The organism is Nocardia sp. NPDC049526, assembly GCF_044465765.1.
GTDB lineage: Bacteria > Actinomycetota > Actinomycetes > Mycobacteriales > Mycobacteriaceae > Nocardia.
The window spans coordinates 164,585-185,573 of sequence record NZ_JBITMA010000007.1 but is presented as its reverse complement, the minus strand read 5'-3'; the positions used below and the strand labels follow the sequence as shown (position 1 = coordinate 185,573).

The 20,989-nt window shown below is 66.0% G+C and carries 23 protein-coding genes; 11 read left to right on the top strand and 12 right to left on the bottom strand.

The window, feature by feature from the left end; all coding sequences use genetic code 11:
- Positions 1–23 precede the first annotated feature (23 nt).
- From ACIBW7_RS22860 to ACIBW7_RS22850, 3 genes are all read left to right on the top strand, one after another.
- The gene (locus tag ACIBW7_RS22860; RefSeq protein WP_397049361.1) at positions 24–428 is read left to right on the top strand and encodes a DUF6153 family protein; all 405 of its coding nucleotides are present in this window, start codon (positions 24–26) and stop codon (positions 426–428) included.
- Positions 429–509: 81 nt separating this feature from the next.
- Positions 510–1,160: a DUF305 domain-containing protein gene (locus tag ACIBW7_RS22855; protein ID WP_397049359.1), complete on the top strand. Its 651-nt coding sequence runs from the start codon at positions 510–512 to the stop codon at positions 1,158–1,160.
- A 222-nt stretch (positions 1,161–1,382) separates the two neighbouring features.
- Positions 1,383–1,925, top strand: coding sequence for a hypothetical protein (locus tag ACIBW7_RS22850; RefSeq protein WP_397049357.1), 543 nt, complete (start codon positions 1,383–1,385; stop codon positions 1,923–1,925).
- A gap of 52 nt (positions 1,926–1,977) precedes the next feature.
- Here ACIBW7_RS22850 and ACIBW7_RS22845 read toward each other — a convergent pair whose 3' ends face one another.
- From ACIBW7_RS22845 to ACIBW7_RS22835, 3 genes are all read right to left on the bottom strand, one after another.
- Positions 1,978–2,310, bottom strand: a complete 333-nt coding sequence (locus ACIBW7_RS22845; protein ID WP_397049355.1) for a hypothetical protein — start codon at positions 2,308–2,310, stop codon at positions 1,978–1,980.
- A gap of 92 nt (positions 2,311–2,402) precedes the next feature.
- Positions 2,403–2,648 carry a hypothetical protein gene (locus tag ACIBW7_RS22840; protein ID WP_397049949.1) on the bottom strand — a complete coding sequence of 82 codons (246 nt, stop codon included), beginning with the start codon at positions 2,646–2,648 and terminating at the stop codon, positions 2,403–2,405.
- Between the two features lie 89 nt (positions 2,649–2,737).
- Positions 2,738–3,688, bottom strand: a complete 951-nt coding sequence (locus ACIBW7_RS22835) for a GlxA family transcriptional regulator (protein ID WP_397049353.1) — start codon at positions 3,686–3,688, stop codon at positions 2,738–2,740.
- Between the two features lie 178 nt (positions 3,689–3,866).
- On the opposite strand from ACIBW7_RS22835, the gene ACIBW7_RS22830 reads away from it, so the two are divergent.
- Both ACIBW7_RS22830 and ACIBW7_RS22825 read left to right on the top strand, forming a co-directional pair.
- Entirely contained in the window at positions 3,867–4,529 is a 663-nt protein-coding gene (locus ACIBW7_RS22830) for a DJ-1/PfpI family protein (RefSeq protein WP_397049351.1), read from the top strand.
- A gap of 9 nt (positions 4,530–4,538) precedes the next feature.
- Entirely contained in the window at positions 4,539–4,982 is a 444-nt protein-coding gene (locus ACIBW7_RS22825; protein ID WP_357467947.1) for a hypothetical protein, read from the top strand.
- A gap of 8 nt (positions 4,983–4,990) precedes the next feature.
- Here the strand turns inward: ACIBW7_RS22825 and ACIBW7_RS22820 are convergent, their stop codons facing one another.
- The 4 genes from ACIBW7_RS22820 to ACIBW7_RS22805 form a co-directional block, all read right to left on the bottom strand.
- Positions 4,991–6,031, bottom strand: a complete 1,041-nt coding sequence (locus ACIBW7_RS22820) for a medium chain dehydrogenase/reductase family protein (RefSeq protein ID WP_397049348.1) — start codon at positions 6,029–6,031, stop codon at positions 4,991–4,993.
- 98 nt (positions 6,032–6,129) lie between these two features.
- Positions 6,130–6,702 carry a TetR/AcrR family transcriptional regulator gene (locus ACIBW7_RS22815; protein ID WP_397049346.1) on the bottom strand — a complete coding sequence of 191 codons (573 nt, stop codon included), beginning with the start codon at positions 6,700–6,702 and terminating at the stop codon, positions 6,130–6,132.
- Between the two features lie 244 nt (positions 6,703–6,946).
- The gene (locus ACIBW7_RS22810) at positions 6,947–8,998 is read right to left on the bottom strand and encodes an ArnT family glycosyltransferase (protein WP_397049344.1); all 2,052 of its coding nucleotides are present in this window, start codon (positions 8,996–8,998) and stop codon (positions 6,947–6,949) included.
- Positions 8,999–9,118: 120 nt separating this feature from the next.
- Complete coding sequence (locus ACIBW7_RS22805) at positions 9,119–10,342, bottom strand: lipase family protein (protein ID WP_397049342.1); 1,224 nt, start codon at positions 10,340–10,342, stop codon at positions 9,119–9,121.
- Between the two features lie 181 nt (positions 10,343–10,523).
- Between ACIBW7_RS22805 and ACIBW7_RS22800 the strand changes: the two genes are divergently transcribed.
- From ACIBW7_RS22800 to ACIBW7_RS22790, 3 genes are all read left to right on the top strand, one after another.
- Positions 10,524–11,444, top strand: a complete 921-nt coding sequence (locus ACIBW7_RS22800; RefSeq protein WP_397049340.1) for an esterase/lipase family protein — start codon at positions 10,524–10,526, stop codon at positions 11,442–11,444.
- A gap of 118 nt (positions 11,445–11,562) precedes the next feature.
- Positions 11,563–12,687, top strand: coding sequence for a metallophosphoesterase (locus ACIBW7_RS22795; protein ID WP_397049338.1), 1,125 nt, complete (start codon positions 11,563–11,565; stop codon positions 12,685–12,687).
- Between the two features lie 34 nt (positions 12,688–12,721).
- On the top strand, positions 12,722–13,900 hold the full coding sequence (locus tag ACIBW7_RS22790) for a permease (protein WP_397049337.1): 1,179 nt from the start codon (positions 12,722–12,724) through the stop codon (positions 13,898–13,900).
- On the opposite strand, the gene ACIBW7_RS22785 is transcribed toward ACIBW7_RS22790, so the two are convergent.
- Positions 13,880–14,458 (bottom strand): TetR/AcrR family transcriptional regulator, encoded by a 579-nt coding sequence (locus tag ACIBW7_RS22785; RefSeq protein ID WP_397049336.1) that lies wholly within the window; start codon positions 14,456–14,458, stop codon positions 13,880–13,882. The two genes, ACIBW7_RS22790 and ACIBW7_RS22785, sit on opposite strands and share 21 nt — an antisense overlap.
- A 119-nt stretch (positions 14,459–14,577) precedes the next feature.
- On the opposite strand from ACIBW7_RS22785, the gene ACIBW7_RS22780 reads away from it, so the two are divergent.
- Entirely contained in the window at positions 14,578–15,198 is a 621-nt protein-coding gene (locus tag ACIBW7_RS22780) for a class I SAM-dependent methyltransferase (protein WP_397049335.1), read from the top strand.
- A 6-nt stretch (positions 15,199–15,204) separates the two neighbouring features.
- Entirely contained in the window at positions 15,205–15,567 is a 363-nt protein-coding gene (locus ACIBW7_RS22775) for a DUF2218 domain-containing protein (RefSeq protein ID WP_397049334.1), read from the top strand.
- Positions 15,568–15,581: 14 nt separating this feature from the next.
- On the opposite strand, the gene ACIBW7_RS22770 is transcribed toward ACIBW7_RS22775, so the two are convergent.
- Entirely contained in the window at positions 15,582–16,157 is a 576-nt protein-coding gene (locus tag ACIBW7_RS22770) for a TetR/AcrR family transcriptional regulator (protein WP_397049333.1), read from the bottom strand.
- A 101-nt stretch (positions 16,158–16,258) separates the two neighbouring features.
- On the opposite strand from ACIBW7_RS22770, the gene ACIBW7_RS22765 reads away from it, so the two are divergent.
- Positions 16,259–17,566: a family 1 glycosylhydrolase gene (locus ACIBW7_RS22765; protein WP_397049332.1), complete on the top strand. Its 1,308-nt coding sequence runs from the start codon at positions 16,259–16,261 to the stop codon at positions 17,564–17,566.
- Here ACIBW7_RS22765 and ACIBW7_RS22760 read toward each other — a convergent pair.
- From ACIBW7_RS22760 to ACIBW7_RS22750, 3 genes are read right to left on the bottom strand one after another with little or no spacing between them, the layout of a single operon-like run.
- Positions 17,550–18,479 (bottom strand): hypothetical protein, encoded by a 930-nt coding sequence (locus tag ACIBW7_RS22760; RefSeq protein WP_397049331.1) that lies wholly within the window; start codon positions 18,477–18,479, stop codon positions 17,550–17,552. The two genes, ACIBW7_RS22765 and ACIBW7_RS22760, sit on opposite strands and share 17 nt — an antisense overlap.
- Positions 18,476–19,915: a pyridoxal phosphate-dependent aminotransferase gene (locus ACIBW7_RS22755; RefSeq protein ID WP_397049330.1), complete on the bottom strand. Its 1,440-nt coding sequence runs from the start codon at positions 19,913–19,915 to the stop codon at positions 18,476–18,478. Before ACIBW7_RS22755 ends, ACIBW7_RS22760 begins: the two co-directional genes overlap by 4 nt.
- On the bottom strand, positions 19,912–20,961 hold the full coding sequence (locus ACIBW7_RS22750; RefSeq protein ID WP_397049328.1) for a helix-turn-helix domain-containing protein: 1,050 nt from the start codon (positions 20,959–20,961) through the stop codon (positions 19,912–19,914). Before ACIBW7_RS22750 ends, ACIBW7_RS22755 begins: the two co-directional genes overlap by 4 nt.
- Positions 20,962–20,989: the final 28 nt, after the last annotated feature.

Sequence of the window (20,989 nt, the reverse complement as noted above, 5' to 3'; positions counted from 1 at the left end):
CGGGCGCTCTCTAGAATGACGCTGTGGTCGAATCGCAGCCGCCTTCGCGCACCACCGGGCTCGTCCGGGTGCTCGGTGTACTGGTGCTGCTCGCAGGCATTGTCGCCATGCACGCCGGAGTTTTCGCGGTCGCGCCCGCCGATGACCACCACACGATGGCGACCATGGCACTGCCCGTCGACCACAACGCGGCCGCCGGGCCGGACTGCACCGATGACGGTTGCGGCCACGCACACGGCGGCATGCACGCCTGCGTCTTCATCCTGACCGCCGTCGCGGTCGCCCTGATGCTTGTCCTGCTCTACTGGATCACCCTCGATCGACCGGGTGGCGGTATGTCGAAACCGCGCCAGTGGCGGCCGATACGCGAACGCGCACCACCGTGGACCGTGCTGTCCCTGGCCGAATTGTCGATTCTGCGGATCTGACAGACCCACCGCGCCCTAACCACGGGCGCGGCTGCCGCCTGCCCGAAAACCGTTCATTCGCAATTCCTCAGGAGCACAGACATGTTCATCACCCGTAGCCGAATCACCGTCGCCATCGCCGCAACGACAACCGCCGCAGCGCTTTTCGCCGGGGGTTGTAGCAATGACAACTCCATGCCCGGTACGGATCACGGCTCCGCGTCGGTGAGCTCCGGAAAGCCCGCTGCCCGAAGCGATTTCAACGACGCCGACGTGACCTTCCTGCAGATGATGTACCCGCACCACGCGCAGGCGGTCGAGATGGCGCGGCTGGTGCCGAGCCGCACCGGGAACGAGCAGGTGCGCGCGCTCGCCGCGGATATCGAGAAGGCGCAGTCACCGGAGATGGAGCAGATCACCGAGTTGCTGGAGAGCTTCGGTAAGCCCGCCCCCACCAGCTCCGCCCATGGCGGGCACAACATGGAGATGACGACCACCATGAATATGCCCGGCACGACAATGCCGGGGATGATGTCGAACGAGCAGATGAACGCGCTGGCAGCGGCTTCCGGCGCCGACTTCGACCGGCAGTGGCTGGAGCTGATGATCGATCACCACACCGGCGCGATCGCCATGTCGAACACCGAACTCGGCGGCGGCGTCAATCCGGACGCGAAGGCTCTCGCCACCGCCATCGTCGCCGCCCAGCAGGCCGAAATCGGCACCATGCGCGGGCTGCTCGGCCAGCGCTGACACAGCGTCGCGGAGCACACCGGGGCCCATCGCGTTCCGGTGCGCTCCGCACCGACCACGCGGTTCCTGACCAGTGCTTTTTCGGCCGTTCGATATCGGTTGGTCATCGATATCGGTTCGGTCGGCTGACGTCGACGGTCGCGAACAAGTACGGTCTTTACGTCCGGCTTCCTACGCGCCTCCAGCGGCCGGATGTTCGGAGGGGAGAGAGGGGAAACCGACATGCGACGACTAGAGCGGACGGGCCTCGTCGCCGCGGCGGCAGCGACCGCGGTGGGTGTCCTGACCATCGGCGCGTGCTCGAAGCAGATCAACGGCAGCGCGCAGGTCAACCAGACCGAACTGGCCGCATACGCCTCCGAGGTCACGGCGTCGTCGGTGGCCGCATCCTCCTCCCGCGCGGCGGCGGCCGAACGTGCGGCCGGCACCGCCTGCGACACCTTCACCAGCGCGAACAGCAGTTCGATCCACACCTTCAACGACTACATCGATGCGAGCAACAACAAGGGCGTCAACGATCCGGAGACCAACGCCAAGGCCAATGACGCCGTCACCGCGCTACGCAATAACGCCCGGACCATCGACTCGAAGCTGACCTCCGACGTGCCGTTGGCCGTCGCCGGCCCGCTGCGCAGCTACCGCGACGACACCAATGCCCTGGCCGACACCCTCGACCGGCGCGCACCGACCGATACCCTCAATGCCGCGATCGATAAGTTCAACGCCACTAAGAATGTCGCCGAGGACGCCTGTAAAGCCTACTGATGCAGTCTATTTCGCGATCCCGTCACCTGCGGGACGGGATCGCTGAGCTGAATCAAGCGCCGGGCGGGGCGGTGGGCTGCCAGGGAGCGGCCTGCTCCGGGGTGCGCGGCTGCGGACGGCGGCCGCGCCGCTCGAAGAGCACGAGGGCGATACCGGTCAGCGAAGCGACGATGGCGACGAGCGCGAAGATGAACGCGGTGCCCGGAAAGCCGACCGCCCCGATCACCGCGGCGACGATGGCGACGAGTCCACCGATGATCAGCAGGACGAACCCGGGCCAATTTCTGGCGTCCGCCAAGGTAATTCCCGGCTGCGGCTCGGTCGCGCGGGCGATATCCGGAGCGTCGTCGAGCGGGGGAATCTCCCACGGCCCTTCCGCTGTCATGGTGTTACCTCACATTTCGCTGTCAGGCTGGGTGCTTATGCCTGATGCCTATAAGGTGCCCCCGATGTGACGATCCGAAACAGGCAGGTGGGCTAGCCGACGGCACGGCCGAGCAGTCGCGCGAGCGCGCGAGTGAGCTCGTCGGCCGGATCCGGCGGAGTAATCGGCGCACGCCGGGCGATGATCTGATCGGGTCGCACGAGAAGTGCACCGCGGTCGGTGATTCGGACTTGCTCCGGCCAGTCCTGCGCGTCGATCACCACCGCGGGAAGGGGCACGAGCAGACGGTCGGCAACCTCCTGTGTCGAATTCGGGCTCGGATGTGTGCTCGATGGGATCGCCGCGCGGGTGCGCGACGCCGCGGGTGGTGGCGCCCCGCCGAGGTCGTGCTCTGGCCCGGCTGGAATCGACTGTTCGCCAGTTGAAGTCAGCGGACGCGACTCTGGAAGGCGGTGCGGTAGGTGTGCGGGCTGGTGCCGACCACCCGTTTGAAGCGGTCACGGAAGGCGGTGGGCGAACCGAAGCCGACCTGGGTGGCGATGCGGTCGACCGGATGGTCGGTGGCTTCGAGCAGGTACTGGGCCTGGCGGATGCGGGCGCGGTGCAGCCACTGCAGCGGGGTGGTTCCGGTCTGTTCGCGGAAGCGGCGGTTGAGGGTGCGCGGACTCATACCGGCCTGGGCCGCAACATCTTCCAGGGTGAGCGCGATCGCGGCATGCTCTTCCAGCCAGCGCAGCAGCGGTTCCATCGACGCACCCTGCGGCGTCGGCGGCTGGTCGTGCACGATGAATTGCGCCTGTCCCCCTTCGCGTTCCAATGGCATGACCGCGAGGCGGGCGGCGTCGGCGGCCACCGCGGAACCGTGATCGCGGCGAATCATGTGCAGGCACAGGTCGATTCCGGCGGCGGCACCGGCGGAGGTAAGGAATTGTCCGTTGTCGACGTAGAGCACGTCGGGGTCGACATCGATGGCGGGATAGCGGGCGGCGAGGGTCGGGGCAGCGAGCCAGTGCGTGGTGGCGCGGAGCCCGTCGAGCAGACCGGTGGCGGCGAGGATGAATGCGCCGACGCAGATCGAAGCGATGCGGGTGCCGTTGGCCGCCGCAGCGCGCAGTGCCTCGATGACATCGTCCGGGACCGCAACGGTGGGGTCCGCGCAGCCGGGAAGCACGATCGTGTCGGCCTCAGCCAATGCCTCCAGCCCCCAGCGTGCCTTGATGGTGAACAGTTCGGTCTCGACGGTCGGCGCGGCCGCGCAGACGCGAACCCGGTAGGCGGGGCGGCCGTCGGGCAGGCGACTGCGGGTGAAGGATTCGATCGGCGTGGAGAGGTCGAAGGGCAGGACCTGGTCCAGCGCGAGGACGGCCACGGTATGCATGCCGATACCGTAGGCGAGCGCGTGGTTCCCGCCAATGGGTGTGACCTGCGACATTGCCGATTTATGCAGATCAGCATGATTGGCGAGAATCCGTTGACATATGGCAATTCCGCCAGTTCCCGCACCGCTCGGCGATCATTACCGTCGGCAGCACCGACAAGATGAAGGAGCTGCTACGGTGCTCGCCCAGTTCGTTTTATTCGACGGATTCGATCCGCTGGATGTCATCGCGCCGTTCGAGGTGCTCGATTCCGGACGGCTGCTCACCGACGGCGAATCGACGATCGAATTGGTCTCCGCCGAGGGCGCGCGCCAGGTGCCGAGTGGCATCCCCGCGATCTCGCTCGAAGCCACCGCCCGATTGGATCCGGATCGCGCGGACCTCGTCGTGGTCCCCGGCGCGGTCGGCAAGCTGCCTGATGGTCCGAATGATCAACGGCCGGAAACCATTCCGATGATCCTCGCCCGCAGCCTCGGGACCGATTTGCCCGCCCTGCTGCGAGAAGCAGTCGAGCGCACGGATACGACCGTGGCCACGGTATGCGGCGGCTCACTGCTCCTCGCAATGGCGGGCCTGATCAAGGGGCGTTCCGCGACCACACATCGCCTCGCAATGGACACCCTCACCGCCACCGGCGTCAATGCCATCGACGCCCGCGTGGTCGACGACGGCGACCTGATCTCCGGCGCCGGCGTCACCTCCGGCCTCGACCTCGGCCTGTATTTGGTGGAACGCGAACTGGGGCCGCGCATCGCGAATGCGGTGGAGAAGCTCATCGCCCACGAGCGCCGCGGCACGGTCTGGCGTAATACGGGCCACACCCCCGCCATCGCCATCTGAGCGCCGCGCGTGACGAAACTTCTACTCTCCCTGCATGTTCTGGCGGCCATTATCGCCATCGGCCCGGTAACGGTGGCGGCAAGCATGTTCCCCGCCACCGTCCGCCAGGTACAGACCGACCCACATCGCTTGGCCATCGCACGCAACCTGCACCGCATCTGCCGCGTCTACGCCACCATCGGCCTCGCCGTTCCGGTCTTCGGGCTGGCCACCGCCGCCGGCCTCGGAGTCCTCAGCGATATCTGGCTCACCGTATCCATTGCCCTGACCGGCGTGGCCGCCGGAATCCTCGCGCTGGCGATCCTGCCCGACCAATCCCGCATCCTCGCCGCCTTGCCGCAGACCATCCCCGCCACCGCCCAATTGGCCATGCTCACCGGCATCTTCAACCTCCTGTGGGCCGTGGTCACCGTCCTGATGATCGTCCGCCCCGGCTCGACGACCGGGGCGTGACCAAAGATTCAGTGCGGCAGTGGGTTTTCGGGTACGAGGACGACTTTGCCGGTGACGGTGCCGGATTCGGCGAGCTCCATCGCGCGGGCGGCCTCGGTCAACGGAATACGAGCGGCCACCTGCGCACGCAGGCTGCCCGCTGCGGCCAGCTCGAATACCGCGCCGAGATCCGCGGCCATCGCGGCGCGGAACCGGGTGCGGTTGCGCCGGCCCGCCCAGATATTGAAGAAGTGCGCATTCCGCTTGTTGGGCAATAGGTTCCACCAAATCAATCGGCCCATCAGCGCGAGCACCGGGAGGCGCGAGTTGCCCGGATCGTCTTTGGTGGACGCGGTGCCGTAGGAGACCAGCGTGCCGTGCGGTGCGAGCAGGCTGAACGAGTCGACGATCCCGGGGCCTCCGACATGATCGAAGACGGCGTCGACCCCGCCCGGCGCAAGCGCTCGAACCTGCGCCACCACATCGCCGCGGTAGTCGATCGCCTCCGCGCCCAGCGCCGCGACGGCCTCGGCATGCCGTGCGGACGCCGTGCCGATTACCCGGATACCGGCGTGGCGGGCCAGCTGCACCAGTGTCGAGCCGACGCCGCCGTTGGCGCCGTGCACCAGAATGGTCTGACCTGTGCGAGCCTTGGCGATACGGTGCAGCATCTGCCACGCGGTGATGCCGTTCACGACAAAGGTCTCGGCCGCAGCGGGATCCAGGCCATCGGGCACCGGAACCAGATCCGCAGCGGCCAGCACGATATGACTCGACCAACCGCCGATCTTGGTCAGTGCGGCGACGCGTCGTCCGAGCAGCGCCGGATCGACCCCGGGCCCGATCGCGGTCACCGTGCCGACCAGGTCATAGCCGGGCACGAACGGGAAGGGCGGCTGGTCGTAGTACTTCGCGCGGCGCATCTGCTGTTCGGCGAAGGAGACGCCACTGGCCTCGACGGCGATCATGGCCGCACCGTCGGCCGGTGCGGGCAGCTCGCGGTGGGTGACCTGCAAGCCCGTCGGGTCGACTGGGCCGGGCAGCAGAATCTGGGTTGCCTGGATGTTCATGGGTTTGCCTTTCGGTTCAGAGTGAGTGACTGAACAGTCACCTCGTGGTCAAAAAGAGTGCCCCCGCAGGGGCAACGGCCGTTCGAACAACTACACCATCACGTCGTCGGATCGACGTGCCGAATACCGACACTCAGCATCCGCGCCCAGTCGGCATCGAGACCATCGAGCCCGAGCGTGGTGATGAGATGACAGAGCTGGCCGTAGGCGATGAAGCGCTGCACCGCCGCGTCATCAGCACCGGAGCGCGTCTTCGCGAAGGTCGTCACGCGCTCGAGCCCACGGCGCACCGCCTCGGCGACCTCCGGAATATCGACCGCCGATTGCGCATGCACCTGCAGCAGCAACAGATTTCGATCGGCGATCAACTCCGCATACGCCGCGCCCATTTCGTGCAGGACGGCATCGGGTTCGGCACCATCGACCCGCGCGGCACCCGCGGACAGCGCCCGCTCCACCAGCTCGTAGCACCGGTCCAGCGCCGCGATGAACAGCGCGATCTTGCCGGGAAACAACTTGAATACGTAGGCGGGCGAGATATTCGCCCGCGCCGCAACGGTATTGATGGGCGTCCCGTGGTATCCGGTCTGCGCGAATTCGGCGATCGCGGCATCGACCACCGCCTCGCGCCGGATCTCCGACGTAGAAAGAACAACTCCGCGCCTACTCATGTGAGTGACTATACACTCACTTTTCCTGTTGCTGTCAACCCGCACGTGTCGCCAGACCAGCGCCGAAGCCAAATCTGAAGTGGCACAAGGGCTTCAACCAGATCAACTCCGTCGGCAGTGCGGCGATACCGCTTCGAATCGGTCTCGACAATGTTCACCTCGCGCAATTCGCGCAGCCGATCGTTCAGTACGCTGACCGAAACCCCGCCGGCCCGTGGGCGCGGCGGTTTCCGGCGGGCACCCCTCAGTTCGGTGGCGCGGCCAGGTCGTAGACCGCGACATTGCCGATGTGGACGGCCTGGTAGTGCGCGGCCACCCAGTCGCCGATGTCCTTGTGGCCGATGGGTCGCCACGGCTCGTCTTCCGGGGCCGGTGTCGCGGCATCACCCTGGTTGCGCACGCGCCAGGAATCGGGCAGCTGCACTTCCTGTGCCAGGTAGTAGCGGACCTGTCCGGTGCGGACCAGTTCCTGGAACTGATCGAGGGTGGGCACCGGATCCTCGGAGGTGAAGCCGCCGATCGCGATAACCGCTGTGCGGCTGGCCAATTCGAGGGAGGCCGCGGTCGAGGAGCGGTCCACGGCCGCCGACCAGCGGGTCGTGGTGTCGCTGAGCATGCGCACCACTTGCGGCTCCGCGATGTTGCCGCCCATGATCCGGCCCACCTGGGATTGCTGTTGGGAATCGGGCTTGCGTGCCTTGGCCGGACCGACCGTCGGGCCGCCGCCGGTATGCGACTGCGGCAGCGTCGCCACCGCGTATGCCGTCGAACCACCCAGACCGGCGATGACGCCCGCGATCACCAGCACGGAGGTCACCCGGTCCCGCAGGCGCCGTCGCCCGGCCGCCGGAAGCGATGCGACGACCAGACCGACCGCCGCGAGCACCGAGATCACGATGATCGTCCAGCGCAGCCACGGCTGCCAGTCCGAATTCCGCTGCAGGACAACGAATGCCCACACTCCAGCGGTGAGAATGAGTGCGGCGGAACCGATTCGACCGAATGCGTCGGCGCGGCGGCGCCACATCTCGTGCACACCCAGTGCGAACATTCCGGCCACGGCGGGCCCGATCGCCAACGTGTAGTAGGCGTGCATGCCGCCCTTCATGGTCGAGAAGGCGATGCCGTCGATGATCAGCCACAAGCCGAAGGTCAATGCCGCGCCCCGGACCAGATCGGTGCGTGGTGCGCGCCACCGGGATGCCAGTACCAACACGAAGGCGAGGATCGCCGCGGGCAGCAACCAGGAGATCTCATAGCCGATTTCGCCGGTGAACAGCCGGTCCGGACCCGAACCGAATCCGCCGAAGCCCTGTCCGCCTCCGGCATTGTGCGGCATTTCGTAGCCGGGTGGCAGCTCGAAGTGGTTGCCGCCCTTGTGGTTGCGACCGAGGAAGCGGGCGAACCCGTTGTAGCCGAGCACCAGATCCATGAAGGTGTTATTCGTCGATCCGGCCAGATACGGCCGCGAGGATTCCGGCCACAGGATGGTCAGCACCACGAACCAGCCGGATGAGACAACCAGCGCGGCCGCCGCGGCCAGCAGATGCCACAGTCGCGTGCGCAGTTCGGTCGGCGCGACGATCAGATAGGCGATGCCCAATGCGGGCAACACCATCAATCCCTCGAGCATCTTCGCCAGGAATGCGAAGCCGAGCGCGACACCGGCCAGCATCAGCCACCGCACACTCGCCTGCCGCAGTGCTCGGATCGTGCAGTACGCGCCCGCCGTCATCAGCAGGACCATCACCGCATCGGGATTGTTGAACCGGAACATCAACGCCACCACCGGTGTCACCGCGAAGACGGCACCGGCGAGCAGTCCCGCGCCGCGGCTCTGCGCCGCCCTGGTCACCGCGCCATACATCAGCGCGACCGTCGCGACGGCCATGAGCGCCTGCGGAATCAGCATGCTCGCACTGCTGAACCCGAACAGCTGACCGGAAAGTCCCATCACCCACTGCGATACCGGCGGCTTATCGACCGTGATGAAATTCCCGGGATCCAGCGAGCCGAACAGCAGCGCCTTCCAGTCCCGCGAGCCCGACCAGGCCGCCGCGGCGTAGAAGCCATTGCCCATGGCATTGACGGTGATATTCCACAGATAGGCCACCGCCGTCGCGATCAGCAGCACCGCCAGCCCGATGCGCTCCCACCGTCTGATCGGCGGCAACGCTGTCGCGGGTGCGGGCGGGGTCGTATGAGGCGGCGTCGTATCGGGTGGGGTCGTATCGGGTGGGGTCGTATCGGGTGGGGTCGTATCGGGCAGGGACGCCGGGGCACTGGTCGCTGTCACCTGGGGAGTATCACAGCCGTCCCGGTGGCCCCCCTTTGTGTTTCCTGTCAGTCCGCTGTGAGCCTGCCCCTAACCCTGTGACCATGGGATTCGGGCCGCCAGGTGCGGTAACTGATCTGTTCAGGTCGCCGGAATTTCGCGTTGGAACCAGTCGAGGATTTGCGGGAGGGCGACGCGGGCGGTGGCGGAGTGGTCGATATCGCCGAGATCGGTGAGGGTGGCCCGGTCGGTGCGCATGGCTTGCAGACAGTGTTCGGCATTGGCGTAGAGCACATTTCGATCGCCGGTAGCGGCGTATAGGTGGACCGGAACGCGCGGGGTCCAATCGCAGGTGCCGTCGCTGGCGGCCACCGCATCGCGCGCGGTTCCGGTCGGATCTTGTGCCAGGGCAAGGAACTTCGGCGTCAGCAAGAGTTCGGGGCGCACGGGTAGGGCGGTGCCGATGGTGATCTCGTTCTGCCGTCCGTCGAAGAGTTGTTCGATGCGATCGGCAATCGGTTCCTGGAAGGCGTCGACGGGCCGGTCGTAGAGGTGGTAGATCCGGTTCATCGCGGTGATCCAGTAGGCGAGATAGAAGACCGCGACCGCCGGGAGGACCCGGCCCTCGATGGCGCCGGGCGTCTCGACGTACTGAACGTCGTAGGGGCCGCTGATCGGTGCCAGGGCGGCAAGTCCGAGGCCGGGGGCGGCACCGCCCTGTAGCGCTTTGCCCAGTGCCGTCGCGGCCTGGCCGCCCTGGGAGAAACCGGTGACGAGAACATCGGGGTCGAGGTCGTGCTGTTGTCCGGCGGCCATGGTGCGGGCGGCGCGCAGCAGATCGACCGAGGCGCTGACCTCCGAGGGCGCATGGGTGTAGGGATGCGCGCCAGGGCCTTCGCCGAGGCCGAGGTAGTCCGGCGCGACAGCCGCGTAGCCCGCCGCGGCGAACATGATGGTGCGGGCCCGATCGGCACGCGTGTCGTTCACCGAGGGCGCATCGCTTTTCAGCACCAGCGTGCCGTGCTCATAGGTGACGACGCGCAGCCGCCGAGACTCGGTGCGCGGCAGGACGACAAGGCCGCTCGCCGTGGTCGGGTCGCCGTCCGGAGTGACGGTTCGGTAGACGACACGATAGGCATCGACGCCATTGCCCGCGGAAGTGCCGATATTCGCGCTGGCCAGATAGGTCGTTGTCTGTTCCGCCGACAGCTGCGCGACCGGCGTGGTGCTGACAACCTCGCCGCGCGCGACCGCCGGTGCGTGATCGGACCCGCAGGCAGGGGCCACGAGCAGTACCGCGGCGAGCAGTGCGATTACCGAACGCGGTGTGCTGCGCATGAATTCGGGTTCCTCTCGAAAGGCCACATGGACCATCGTGACACCGCCGACTCGTATTTCCACGACTCGCCAGCCGACCGAGCGTATTTGCTAAACATTCGCTGCCATGTTATTAAGCAGGCGATGGTCAGCCGTTTCGGCCCAGATCACCGAGCCGATGGCGTGTTTCGTTTGCAGGTCCCGATTTGTGAGCGAAGGAGCGTTTGCGGTGTTTGCGAAAAGTTCGCGTCTTCTCCTACCGATTATCGTGCCCGCGGTACTCATCGGCACCCTGTTCGGCGTGTGCACCCCGGCGCACGCCGACGATGCACGTCCGGACGGGAGCGTGCCACCGGCCGGTGCCAATGATTGGACCTGCCGCCCGGCGGCGGCGCATCCACAACCCGTTGTCCTGGTTCACGGCACCTGGGGAAATCAGAATTCGTGGGATGTACTCGCACCGCAGCTGAAAGCGCAGGGCTACTGCGTATTCTCGCTGAGCTACGGGCGCGCGATCTCCAGTATGCGAGGTGCACAACCCGGGGTCTACGGCACCGCGGATATGCGCAACTCGGCCAGGGAAATCGCGCGATTCGTCGACGAGGTGCGCGCGGCCACCGGTGCGCCGAAGGTGGATATCGTCGCGCATTCCCAGGGCGGTCCGCTGGTGCGGCAATTCATGCGGTTCGACGGCGGTGCGAATCAGCGGAATCCGGCGGAGAACAAGGTGGACCATCTGGTCACCATCGCGGCGACCAATCACGGCACCACCGCGGAAGGGCTCGGCTTCCTGCTGCCGACCGGAAGTGCGCAGGCGCCGATCCTCGGCCTGATCGCGAGATATCTGGGCACGGCCGCGGCGCAACAGCTGATCGATAGTGAATTCCTGCGCAGCCTCAATGCCGGAGGCGATACCGAGCCGGGAGTCAAGTACACGGTTATCGCCAGCCATCTCGATCGAGTCGTCACTCCGCCCGAGACCACCTTTCTCACCGCCGGAATCGGGGCCGCGGTCGACAATATCTGGGTGCAGGATCTGTGCCCGGACGATGAGTTCGACCATGGCACGCTGCCGGAATCCCCCACCGTCGGCTACGTAGTGCAGAAAGCACTCGATCCATCGTATGGCGGCCGCCCCTGCCCGGGCTGACCTGCCCGGATCGGGGGCGCCGACGCACTTGCGTCAACGCTGTTATCGTCGATAGCGCCCATGGTGCTCCGGTGGTGGGACCGTGCGCCGCACCATCCCCCGCGAGGAATGAACTTTCGTGAAATACGTTCCGCGTATCGTCCTGTTTCTGGCGATTCCCGCCCTGCTTTTTCTTGTTCCGTGGTGGACCTTGATCGGCGCCACGACCGACGGGGCGCTGTTCTGGCTCGGCTCGGCGGTTTTCCTGGCCGGTTTCGTAGGTCTGCCCGCGGCGATGTTCCTCGGCCACGGTCCGCGGCAGCACGACGCGGCGTCCATCGTCGGCGACACCCTGCTCGGGCTGATGTGGGTGGTTTTCAGCTGGTCGGTGATCGGCAATGTGGTCGGGCTCGGATTGGCCGTGAGCGGGGTGGACGATCCGGCGCGGTCCAGGATCGTCGCCGCTGGGGTATTCGTGATCGCCGCCGCGCTATCGATCTGGGGTGTGCTCGAGGCGCGCCGGGTGCCTCGGGTGCGCACTCTGGATGTCGCGATCCGCGGACTCGGGCAGGCGCTCGACGGACTGCGCATGGTGGTCATCACCGATACCCACTACGCCGCACTGGACCGGTTGCGCTGGTCGGAAAAGGTCGTCGATGTGGTGAATGCCCAGCAGCCCGATATCGCTTGCCACGCAGGCGATCTCGCCGACGGCTCGGTCGAGAAGCGGCATCCGCAGGTCGATCCGCTCGGCAAGATCGAGGCTCCGCTCGGCAGGTTCTACATCACCGGCAACCACGAATACTTCGGCGACGCGGCGGGCTGGATCGAGCATATGACCTCGATCGGCTGGCAGCCGCTGCACAACCAACACGAGACGATCACCCGCGGCGGTGACCGGCTGGTGCTCGCGGGCATCGACGACCCCACCGGCGTCGGCCTGTCCGGACACGGGCCCGACCTCCCGGCCGCCCTCGCGGGCGCGGACCCGGACGCGCCCGTCGTCCTGCTGGCCCATCAACCCAGGCAGGTCATCGAGGCCGCAGCGGCGGGGGTCGCGTTACAGATCTCCGGTCACACCCACGGCGGCCAGATCTGGCCGTTCCACTATCTGGTCCGCCTCGAACAACCCGTGGTCGCCGGTCTCAGCCGCCACGGCGAGCACACCCAGCTCTACACCAGCCGCGGCACCGGGTTCTGGGGTCCGCAATTCCGGGTCTTCGCGCCCAGCGAAATCACCGTCCTCGTCTTGCGCAGCGCCTGAACGAGAGAGTTGCCGCGTAGGGGTATAGCTTCGCGTGGTGGACGCTATCTGGCACGCGCTATCCCTGGCCGGGTCGATGACCTGGGAGATCCTCTGGGCTCTTGTTCTCGGCTTCGCGCTGTCGGCCGTGGTGCAGGCGGTGGTGCGTAAGTCGACCATTCTGCGGCTGATGGGCGATGATCGGCCGCGCACCCTCGCCATTGCCGCGGGGCTCGGCGCGGCCTCCTCGTCGTGCTCGTATGCGGCCGTGGCGCTGGCTCGTTCGCTGTTCCGCAAGGGGGCGAATTTCACCGCCGCGATGGCGTTCGAAATCGGTTCGACCAATCTCGTCATCGAACTCGGCGTCATCCTGGCGCTGCTGATGGGCTGGCAGTTCACCGCGGCCGAATTCGTCGGCGGTCCCATTATGATCGTGCTGCTCGCGGCGCTTTTCCGATTGTTCGTGCGGTCCAAGCTCGTCGAGGAGGCCCGCCGCCAAGCCGACCGTGGACTCGCCGGATCGATGGAAGGCCATGCCGCCATGGATATGGCGGTTGCCGCCGAAGGCTCCTTCATACGAAGGCTGCTGTCGCGGCCGGGGCTCACCGCGGTCTCCCATGTTTTCGTGATGGAATGGGCCGCGATTCTGCGCGATCTCGTCATCGGTCTGCTCATCGCGGGGGCGATCGGCGCATGGGTGCCGGAAACGTTGTGGCAGAACTTCTTCCTCACCGATCATCCACTGCTGTCGGCCATTTGGGGACCGATCGTCGGGCCGCTGGTGGCGATCCTGTCCTTCGTCTGCTCGATCGGCAATGTCCCGCTGGCCGCGGTGCTGTGGAACGGCGGCATCAGCTTCGGCGGCGTGATCGCCTTCATCTACGCCGACCTGCTGATCCTCCCGATCCTCAATATCTACCGCAAGTACTACGGCACCCGCATGACCCTCACCCTGCTCGCCACCTTCTACACCGCCATGGCCGGCGCCGGATATGTCGTCGAAATCCTCTTCGGCGCAACAAATCTCATCCCCACCGAGCGCAACGCCATGGTGATGGCAGAAGGAATCCGCTGGAACTACACCACCTGGCTCAATATCGTCTTCCTCATCCTCGCCGCCGCCTTGATCACGATCTTCGTACGCACCGGCGGAATCCCGATGCTGCGCATGATGGGCGGCTCCCCCGACACCGAGCACGACCATGACCACCGATCACCGCACGGCGGCATGTAATCCGTTCGCGGTAACCGAAACCAGCCGGGCGACAGCGGCTTCCGTGCCGAGTTCGGCCGCGCCGCCGAGTGCGTGCAGACAATAGTTGGCCAGTTCGTCGGCGGGTACGTCGTCGCGGAGCTCACCCGCCTCGGCTCCTTCTTCGATCAGCTGCCGGATCATCTCGCGTAACTGCTGCTGCGCGTTGACGATCTGCTCGTCGGGGTGCAGGAATCGCACCAATTCACGGTCGTGGCTGCGGGTTTGCTGTGCGATATGGGCGTAGGCGGTGAGTACCGCGTCAAGGCGTTCGCCGATATTGCCCGCACCGTCGCGAATGCGCGCGAGTTCGCCGATGTGCGTATCGATCTGGCGCGCGTGCCAGGTGCGCAGGATGGTGTCGACATCGGAAAAATACTTGTACAGCGTCGCCCGCCCGATGCCTGCGCGCTCGGCCACCTGCGACATCGTGACCGCCCGCAGCCCGCGCTCGAACACCAGCGCCGCGGTGCCGTCCAGGATCGCGTCCCGGACCTGCTGACGGTGCGCCTCGATCGTTTCGTTCCACAGCTTCGGCACCTCCCGACTATACAATTCGACTTTGGTCGATACACTATGTATTGATGAGAGACACTTTGTCTCGATAAATTGAATTATTGCACGTCACGAGCCCAGCCCGCATCGACAGGAGACGGCAGATGTTCACACCGACCCACGACCTCCACCCAGATCACCCCCGCCCGGCCGGGCCCGAGAGCCTGTACGCCACCAAACCGCCCTGGGATATCGACCGCCCCCAACCGGCCTTCGACACGCTCGCCACGAGCGGGCGACTACGTGGCCGGGTTCTCGATATCGGCTGCGGCACCGGCGAACACGCGATGCTGGCCGCACGACTGGGGCACGCCGCGACCGGCATCGATCAATCGGCGCAGGCAATCCGGATCGCGGAGCAGAAGGCGCGCGACCGCGGCCTCGACGTCCGGTTCATCCGCCACGACGCGCTGCGACTGGCCGAACTCGGCGAAACTTTCGATACGGTGCTCGATTGTGGCCTGTTCCACATCTTCGACCCGGCGGCTCGCATCGCCTACGTCGAAAGCCTCGCCACGGCACTACGTCCGGGCGGCAGCTACTTCATGCTCGGATTCAGCGATCGTCAGCCCGGCAGCTCGGGTCCGCACCGGCTCGGCCGCGACGACATCACCGCCGCCTTCGCGGACGGTTGGCGCATCGACTCGATCGAGGAATCCACCATCGATATCGCCCCGGCCCCGGACAGCGTCCGGGCGTGGCTGGTCGCGATCACCCGGGTGTGATCGGCGATGCCCACCATCGAAGCCCGCATCCCGACCGATCGCCCGGGCCGATACATACGTCAATTCGCCCAGCACGCAACAGCAATGGGGACGCCGCGCGGTCACCGGATGCGCGGGCACGGCGGCCGCGTGGAGTTACGTGTCGAATCGAGCAATACCAACACCACCGTCGTCTTCGAACCGTGGGGCCGATGCGTCCTGCGCGCCGATGCCGACGCGCTGGTCGTGCGCATCGATTCGCCCGATGACACAGCGCTGCAACGGATCCGAGAACTCGTCTCCCGCGACCTGGACCGCTTCGGCCGCCACGAACTCATCGTGTGCTGGCAGCGGGTCGACGAACCCGACAGTTCGGGGGCGGCGCAGTAACCGAGTACGGCGCCTCAGCGCGGCGTATTTCCGATGTAGCGACGCCAGGCCTGTTCGAGTTGGGCGGCCATGTCGATGGTGGGGTCGATCAGCCAGCGGGCCTGGAGACCGTCCGCTAGGGCGAAGAACATGGTTGCCGCGCTGTCGGTGTCGATATCGGCGGGGAGGGTGCCTGCTGTTTGCATCTCGCGCAGCGCGTAGGAGAAGGCTTGGATGCCTAGGCGATAACGTTGCCGCATGTAGTCGTGGGCCGGATGGGTCGAGTCGGAAGCGGCGGCCTGCATGTGGGTGAAAAGTTCGATCAGCCCGGGCACCTCGGTATTGCGGCGGATCACCTCGATGAAGGCCTCGGGTGCGGAGCCGTGCAATGCGGCGACGTCGGATTCGTCGCGCTTACGCAGCACGGCTACGAACAGTTCCTCCTTCGAGCCGAAGTAGTGCAGCAGCCCGCCCTGGCTCAGCCCGACCGCATCGGCCAGCTCGGCGACCGAAGTGGCCGAGTAGCCGCGCTCGGCGATGGTGCGCAGCGCGGCATCGAGGATCTGCTCCCGCCGTTCTATGCCCTTACCGTAGGGACCTCGTTTCGCCATCGAGTCAGTGTAGGCACGAACCGCGGGTGGTCTTGCCAGCAAAAACCGAGCATTGTACGGTTTTTATTCGAGGCACCCTCGACGAACAGGAGCACCATCCGATGCGACTCCGCGCTCTCTGTGTGGCCGTGCTGACCGCCGCACTCCTGCCGAGTTCCCCCGCCTTCGCGCGGCCGGAGCCGCCCGCACAGGTCGCGCCGCTCGGACCGGACTTCCTCTGGGGTGTCGCGGCCTCGGGCTACCAGTCCGAAGGCCATGCGCCGGACAGTAATTGGAGCCGCTATGGCGCGGCGGGCAAAACCGATGATCCGTACCGGGATTCGGTCGACTTCTACAGCCGCTACGCCTCCGATATCGACCTGGCCGCGGGCTTGGGTGTGAAGGTGTACCGGATCAGCGTCGAATGGGCGCGCGTGCAGCCGCAGCCGGGTGTGTGGTCGGAGGAGGGATTCCGCTTCTACGACAATGTGATCGGGAAGATCGAGACCGCCGGTATGCGGCCCATGATCACGCTGGATCATTGGGTGTTCCCCGGCTGGGAGGTCGACCGTGGTGGCTGGCACAACCCCGATATGGTCTCGGACTGGCTCGCCAATGCCCGCACGGTCGTCGATCGCTACGCCGCCGACAACCCACTGTGGGTCACCTTCAACGAACCCACCTTCTACGGCCTGAACGAACTGCGCCACGGCGGACTTCAGGCCACCGATGTGCCCGGTATGCAGGACCGACTCGCCCAGGCACACAACGCCATCTACGACCACATCCACCAGGTGCAGCCCGGCGCCATGGTTACCAGCAATGTGGCCTATATCCCGGCGGCCGAGGATGTGGTCAATAAACCGTTCATCGACAAGATCGCCGCGAAACTCGACTACGTCGGCATCGATTACTACTACGGCATATCCCCCGACACCGTGACGGCACAGATCGACAACCTGACGAAGCTCTGGAACAACCCGCTGCAGCCCGAGGGCATCTACTATGCGCTGCAACACTATTCGCGCCAGTTTCCGGGTAAGCCGCTCTACATCGTCGAGAACGGCATGCCCACCGAAAACGGCAATCCCCGCGCCGACGGCTACACCCGCGGCGACGATCTGCGCGATACCGTCTACTGGATCCAGCGCGCCGAGGCCGACGGCATGAATGTCATCGGCTACAACTACTGGAGCCTCACCGACAACTACGAATGGGGCAGCTACACACCGCGTTTCGGTCTCTACACCGTGGATGTGCTGACCGATCCGACGCTCACCCGCAACCCCACCGACGCGGTGCCCGCCTACACCGCCATTACCCGCAACAGCGGTGTGCCCGGCGACTACCGTCCGACTCGGGCACCCCAGCCCTGCTCACTGGTCGACGCGGCGGCCAGCTGCACCGACCCGATCACTGTTCCGCGCTGAACGCAGTCCGGCTTTTCAGCAAGGCCGCGGTGGCCGCGCTGTAGGCGTGACTCGCTTCCACCGGACGCAGGGTCGGGTAGTTCGACCGGTGCATGACGATCACGCCGTTCGAGAGGGTTACGGTGCGATCCGGTACGGTGGCAACGCAATTGCCGCCGGATTTGGCGACGAGGTCGACGATCACCGTCCCGGTGCGGAGTGCGTCGAGTGCGGTGGCGTCCAGCAGCAGTGGGCCGCGGGAGCCGCGGTGCACGGCGGCACAGATGATGAGGGCGGGCGGGTCGGCGGCGAGGTGGGCGCGAAGCCCGTCCGGATTCGGCAGGAATGCCTTGGCACCGTGCCGGATTGCGGTGAACTCCTGTTCCTTGCGGTTGCCCATCGCGGTCGGCTCGTCGCCGTGGGCGGCCGCCGTGGCGATGGCGGCAAGTCCGGCCTGCCCGCAGCCGAGGATCAACGCGCGCACGGGACCGTCGGTCGAAAGGAGTTGTCGCCCTTGCTCGTAAGCCACATCGCCCGCTATCCGGCTCATCGCGGAGAGCGCATCGATATCGGGGCGGGAGTGCGGAACGGTTTCATAGCCGACGGATTCGATGCCGCGTGCGCGCAGTCCCGCAATCACGTCGTGGCGATGCAAGGGATCTTGGAATCCGATGAGGGTCATCCCCGGTCGCACCGAATCCAGTTGGTATGCCGGAGGTTTCACCCACACGACCACATCGCAGCGCGCGAAGATTTCCGCACACTCACCCACCTGTGCCCCGGCCGCCATGTAGTCCGCATCGTCGAATCCGATGGACCGGCCCGCATCGTGCTCCACGATGACCCGCACGCCCGCGAGCCCGCGCACATCGTCCGGTATCAGCGCGACGCGCCGCTCCTCGGCAGCGGTCTCCCGCAGAACTCCGATAATCATTGTTGTTCGATGACGGGCAAACCGCACCCGGCCAGCACTTTGGGATAGGTCAGCCCATTCCGGATCTCATGCAGGAGCTGTTCGAGCCGGTCGAACAATTCGTCGACCAGATCCGCCGACTCGTGCCCGGGCGCCTTGCGCGGCGCGAGCACGTTGAATCGGACACCGAGTCGCTCGGATCCGGTCCGGTCCAGCGCGACACTATCGATTCCGGCACCGGCGAGCAGCAGATCCTCTATCTCCGCACTGGTTTCGATGCCTGCTCGGTCGAGGATCGCCTCGTCGAAGACCACGGTGAGGAACATGCCCTGCCGACTGCCCAGCGGCCGAATGACTTTCGCACCGAGCCGAGCATTGATCGCATCGATGTGGCCGTGCGCGCGACCCAGCTGGTCGAGCATTCGCACGCGGTTCTCCGCGAAGTAACTCTCGGGCGTGTGCTCGACTATCGCCCGCGCCAGATGCGTCGACTCGCGCTGGAACGAAATGGTCAGCCGCTCTCGAATCCTGGCCAGCCATTCGGCATCACCCGAGCAGGCCGCGCCCAGCTTGCACGGCCCGAAGGCGTTGTAGCCCTTGGAGTTTCCGGTAATAGTGAGCACCTGGTCGTACAGCCGTCGCCCACCATCGTCGGTCGCGATCTCCATCGCGGCGATCGGAATGTGCTGTTCCACCATGCAATCGAAGGCCATATCGCAGACGACCGGTACCCCACTGGCAACAAGCACCCGGCCGATCGCCAGCAACTCATCGGCCGAATAGTCGGTGAATACCGGATTCCCGGGCAGCGTGAGCAGCACGCCGCACAGTTCGTCACGGTCGGCGAAGTAGTCCAGGCAGGATGCAAGCAGGTCCGGGTCGATCTTGAAGGAGTCGTCCGGCGCGACCGGGCACGCCTGCATCCGCAGACCGTACTTCTCCACGTGAATGCCCGAACTCTTGTACAGGCCTTCCGGATACACGATCACACCACGGGGGCGGGCCAGCGTCGCGATCGCCTCCTCTAGCAGCATGGTGCTCGAGTACGGGCAGACAATGACCTCCTCCGGCGATACCCGGACTCCGGGTATCCCGTCGACCGGCTCGGCCAATCGCCCGAACAGCTTGTGCGCCGCCAACTCTCGCAATACCAATGGCTGTCGCTTGTGATACAGCGTGCCGTCGGCGTATTCGTCCGGGGGTCGGGTATGCATCAGTTGGCGCCACGCCAGATCCAGTGCGGCGACGGCACTTTCGGCCAACGGCAGACCCGTCTCGCCGTGGTAGGCGTCCAGCACATCCGAATACGTCCGGTCGCCCGTGCCCGCGAACTGCGGCCGCGCACCCAGATGCCGACGTACTTCCCGCTTGCGCTCCTCGGAGCGATTGGTGCGGGCGGCGAGGCTGGGTGCCGGTGTCCGCCAAGGCAGCCGATCGTTATCAGCCTGCCGAGTCACGACACCTCACTTTCGAAGGACGGCTCTCCCGGCGCGGTCATCTCGCGCCAACTCTGTTCCAGCGCCGCACGGAACAGACCGCGGCAATCGCCCTCGGTGAGGCGCTCGTAACCGGCCAGTTCCGGTGACGCGACGATATCGTTGACGACAATGCCCGAACCGGCGACCTTCAGCTCATAAAGACGCTCGAACCGGCGCACCGCGAATGCGACATCGTGCTTCAAGGCCGAGAACCGGGTCGCCACGCGCGCCTGCCGGGAATAGTCGTATTCACCGACGGCGACATACTTTTCGTCGACGATGAGCATGCTCTGCGCATTGCGCGCGTGCTCGCGCTTGACCAGCACGCTCTCCACCCCGGCACGCACCTGTTTCCACAATTTGTCGTCATAGGGCCACACATCCTCGATCGTGTCGAGGACATACATGCGTCGCACATCGATTCGGGGCGGATGGGTCGTATCGGCCAGGCGCAGAATCGCGGCGTGATAGTCGTCGCCGACATCGCCGCCGATGGTGCCCAGATCAGCGGTGTGGATCGCGCGAACCGACGTCTTGGCCTGCTCGAGGATCATCAACCAGTCGCTGACGGTATTCCATTCCCAGACGGTCGCGCTACGCGAGGGGATCTGAGCCAGGATTTCCTCGGCCCGCTCCAGCTGCCGATCCGCGATCATGCGCAGCGGCTCGATCTCCTCCCGCGCGAAGGTCGCATCGATCAGGCTGCCCGCGATGCCGAGCGCCCGCTCGACGAGTTCAGGGTCCTTGCCGAGCAGGACATTGAAGCGCATGCGCAGATCGTGATATCCGCCGCCGGCGAGATCGTCGGCGATACCGTCGGTCGAGGGCAATTCCTGGCCGAGCGCCAGGCTGAGACGTTCGCGCAGCGGTAGCGGTGGCACCCGAGTCCCGTTCTCGATCTGCTGGATCAGGCTGCGCGAACAACCTGTCTTGGCCGCGAGTGCGGCCTGGGTGAACCCGCGTTCGGTGCGGAGCCGACGGACCAGATCCCCGACCTGCTCACCGCCCGGCCCTGAGCCAGCCATGCCGCGCCTCCATCTCTACGCTCGGATT

Bases quoted from the DNA above. Each gene is read 5' to 3' on its own strand.
- ACIBW7_RS22855 (WP_397049359.1), top strand. From the start codon at position 510: ATGTTCATCACCCGTAGCCGAATCACCGTCGCCATCGCCGCAACGACA.
- ACIBW7_RS22850 (WP_397049357.1), top strand. From the start codon at position 1,383: ATGCGACGACTAGAGCGGACGGGCCTCGTCGCCGCGGCGGCAGCGACC.
- ACIBW7_RS22845 (WP_397049355.1), bottom strand. From the start codon at position 2,310: ATGACAGCGGAAGGGCCGTGGGAGATTCCCCCGCTCGACGACGCTCCG.
- ACIBW7_RS22835 (WP_397049353.1), bottom strand. From the start codon at position 3,688: ATGCATACCGTGGCCGTCCTCGCGCTGGACCAGGTCCTGCCCTTCGAC.
- ACIBW7_RS22820 (WP_397049348.1), bottom strand. From the start codon at position 6,031: ATGAACATCCAGGCAACCCAGATTCTGCTGCCCGGCCCAGTCGACCCG.
- ACIBW7_RS22815 (WP_397049346.1), bottom strand. From the start codon at position 6,702: ATGAGTAGGCGCGGAGTTGTTCTTTCTACGTCGGAGATCCGGCGCGAG.
- ACIBW7_RS22780 (WP_397049335.1), top strand. From the start codon at position 14,578: ATGTTCACACCGACCCACGACCTCCACCCAGATCACCCCCGCCCGGCC.
- ACIBW7_RS22775 (WP_397049334.1), top strand. From the start codon at position 15,205: ATGCCCACCATCGAAGCCCGCATCCCGACCGATCGCCCGGGCCGATAC.
- ACIBW7_RS22770 (WP_397049333.1), bottom strand. From the start codon at position 16,157: ATGGCGAAACGAGGTCCCTACGGTAAGGGCATAGAACGGCGGGAGCAG.
- ACIBW7_RS22765 (WP_397049332.1), top strand. From the start codon at position 16,259: ATGCGACTCCGCGCTCTCTGTGTGGCCGTGCTGACCGCCGCACTCCTG.
- ACIBW7_RS22760 (WP_397049331.1), bottom strand. From the start codon at position 18,479: ATGATTATCGGAGTTCTGCGGGAGACCGCTGCCGAGGAGCGGCGCGTC.
- ACIBW7_RS22750 (WP_397049328.1), bottom strand. From the start codon at position 20,961: ATGGCTGGCTCAGGGCCGGGCGGTGAGCAGGTCGGGGATCTGGTCCGT.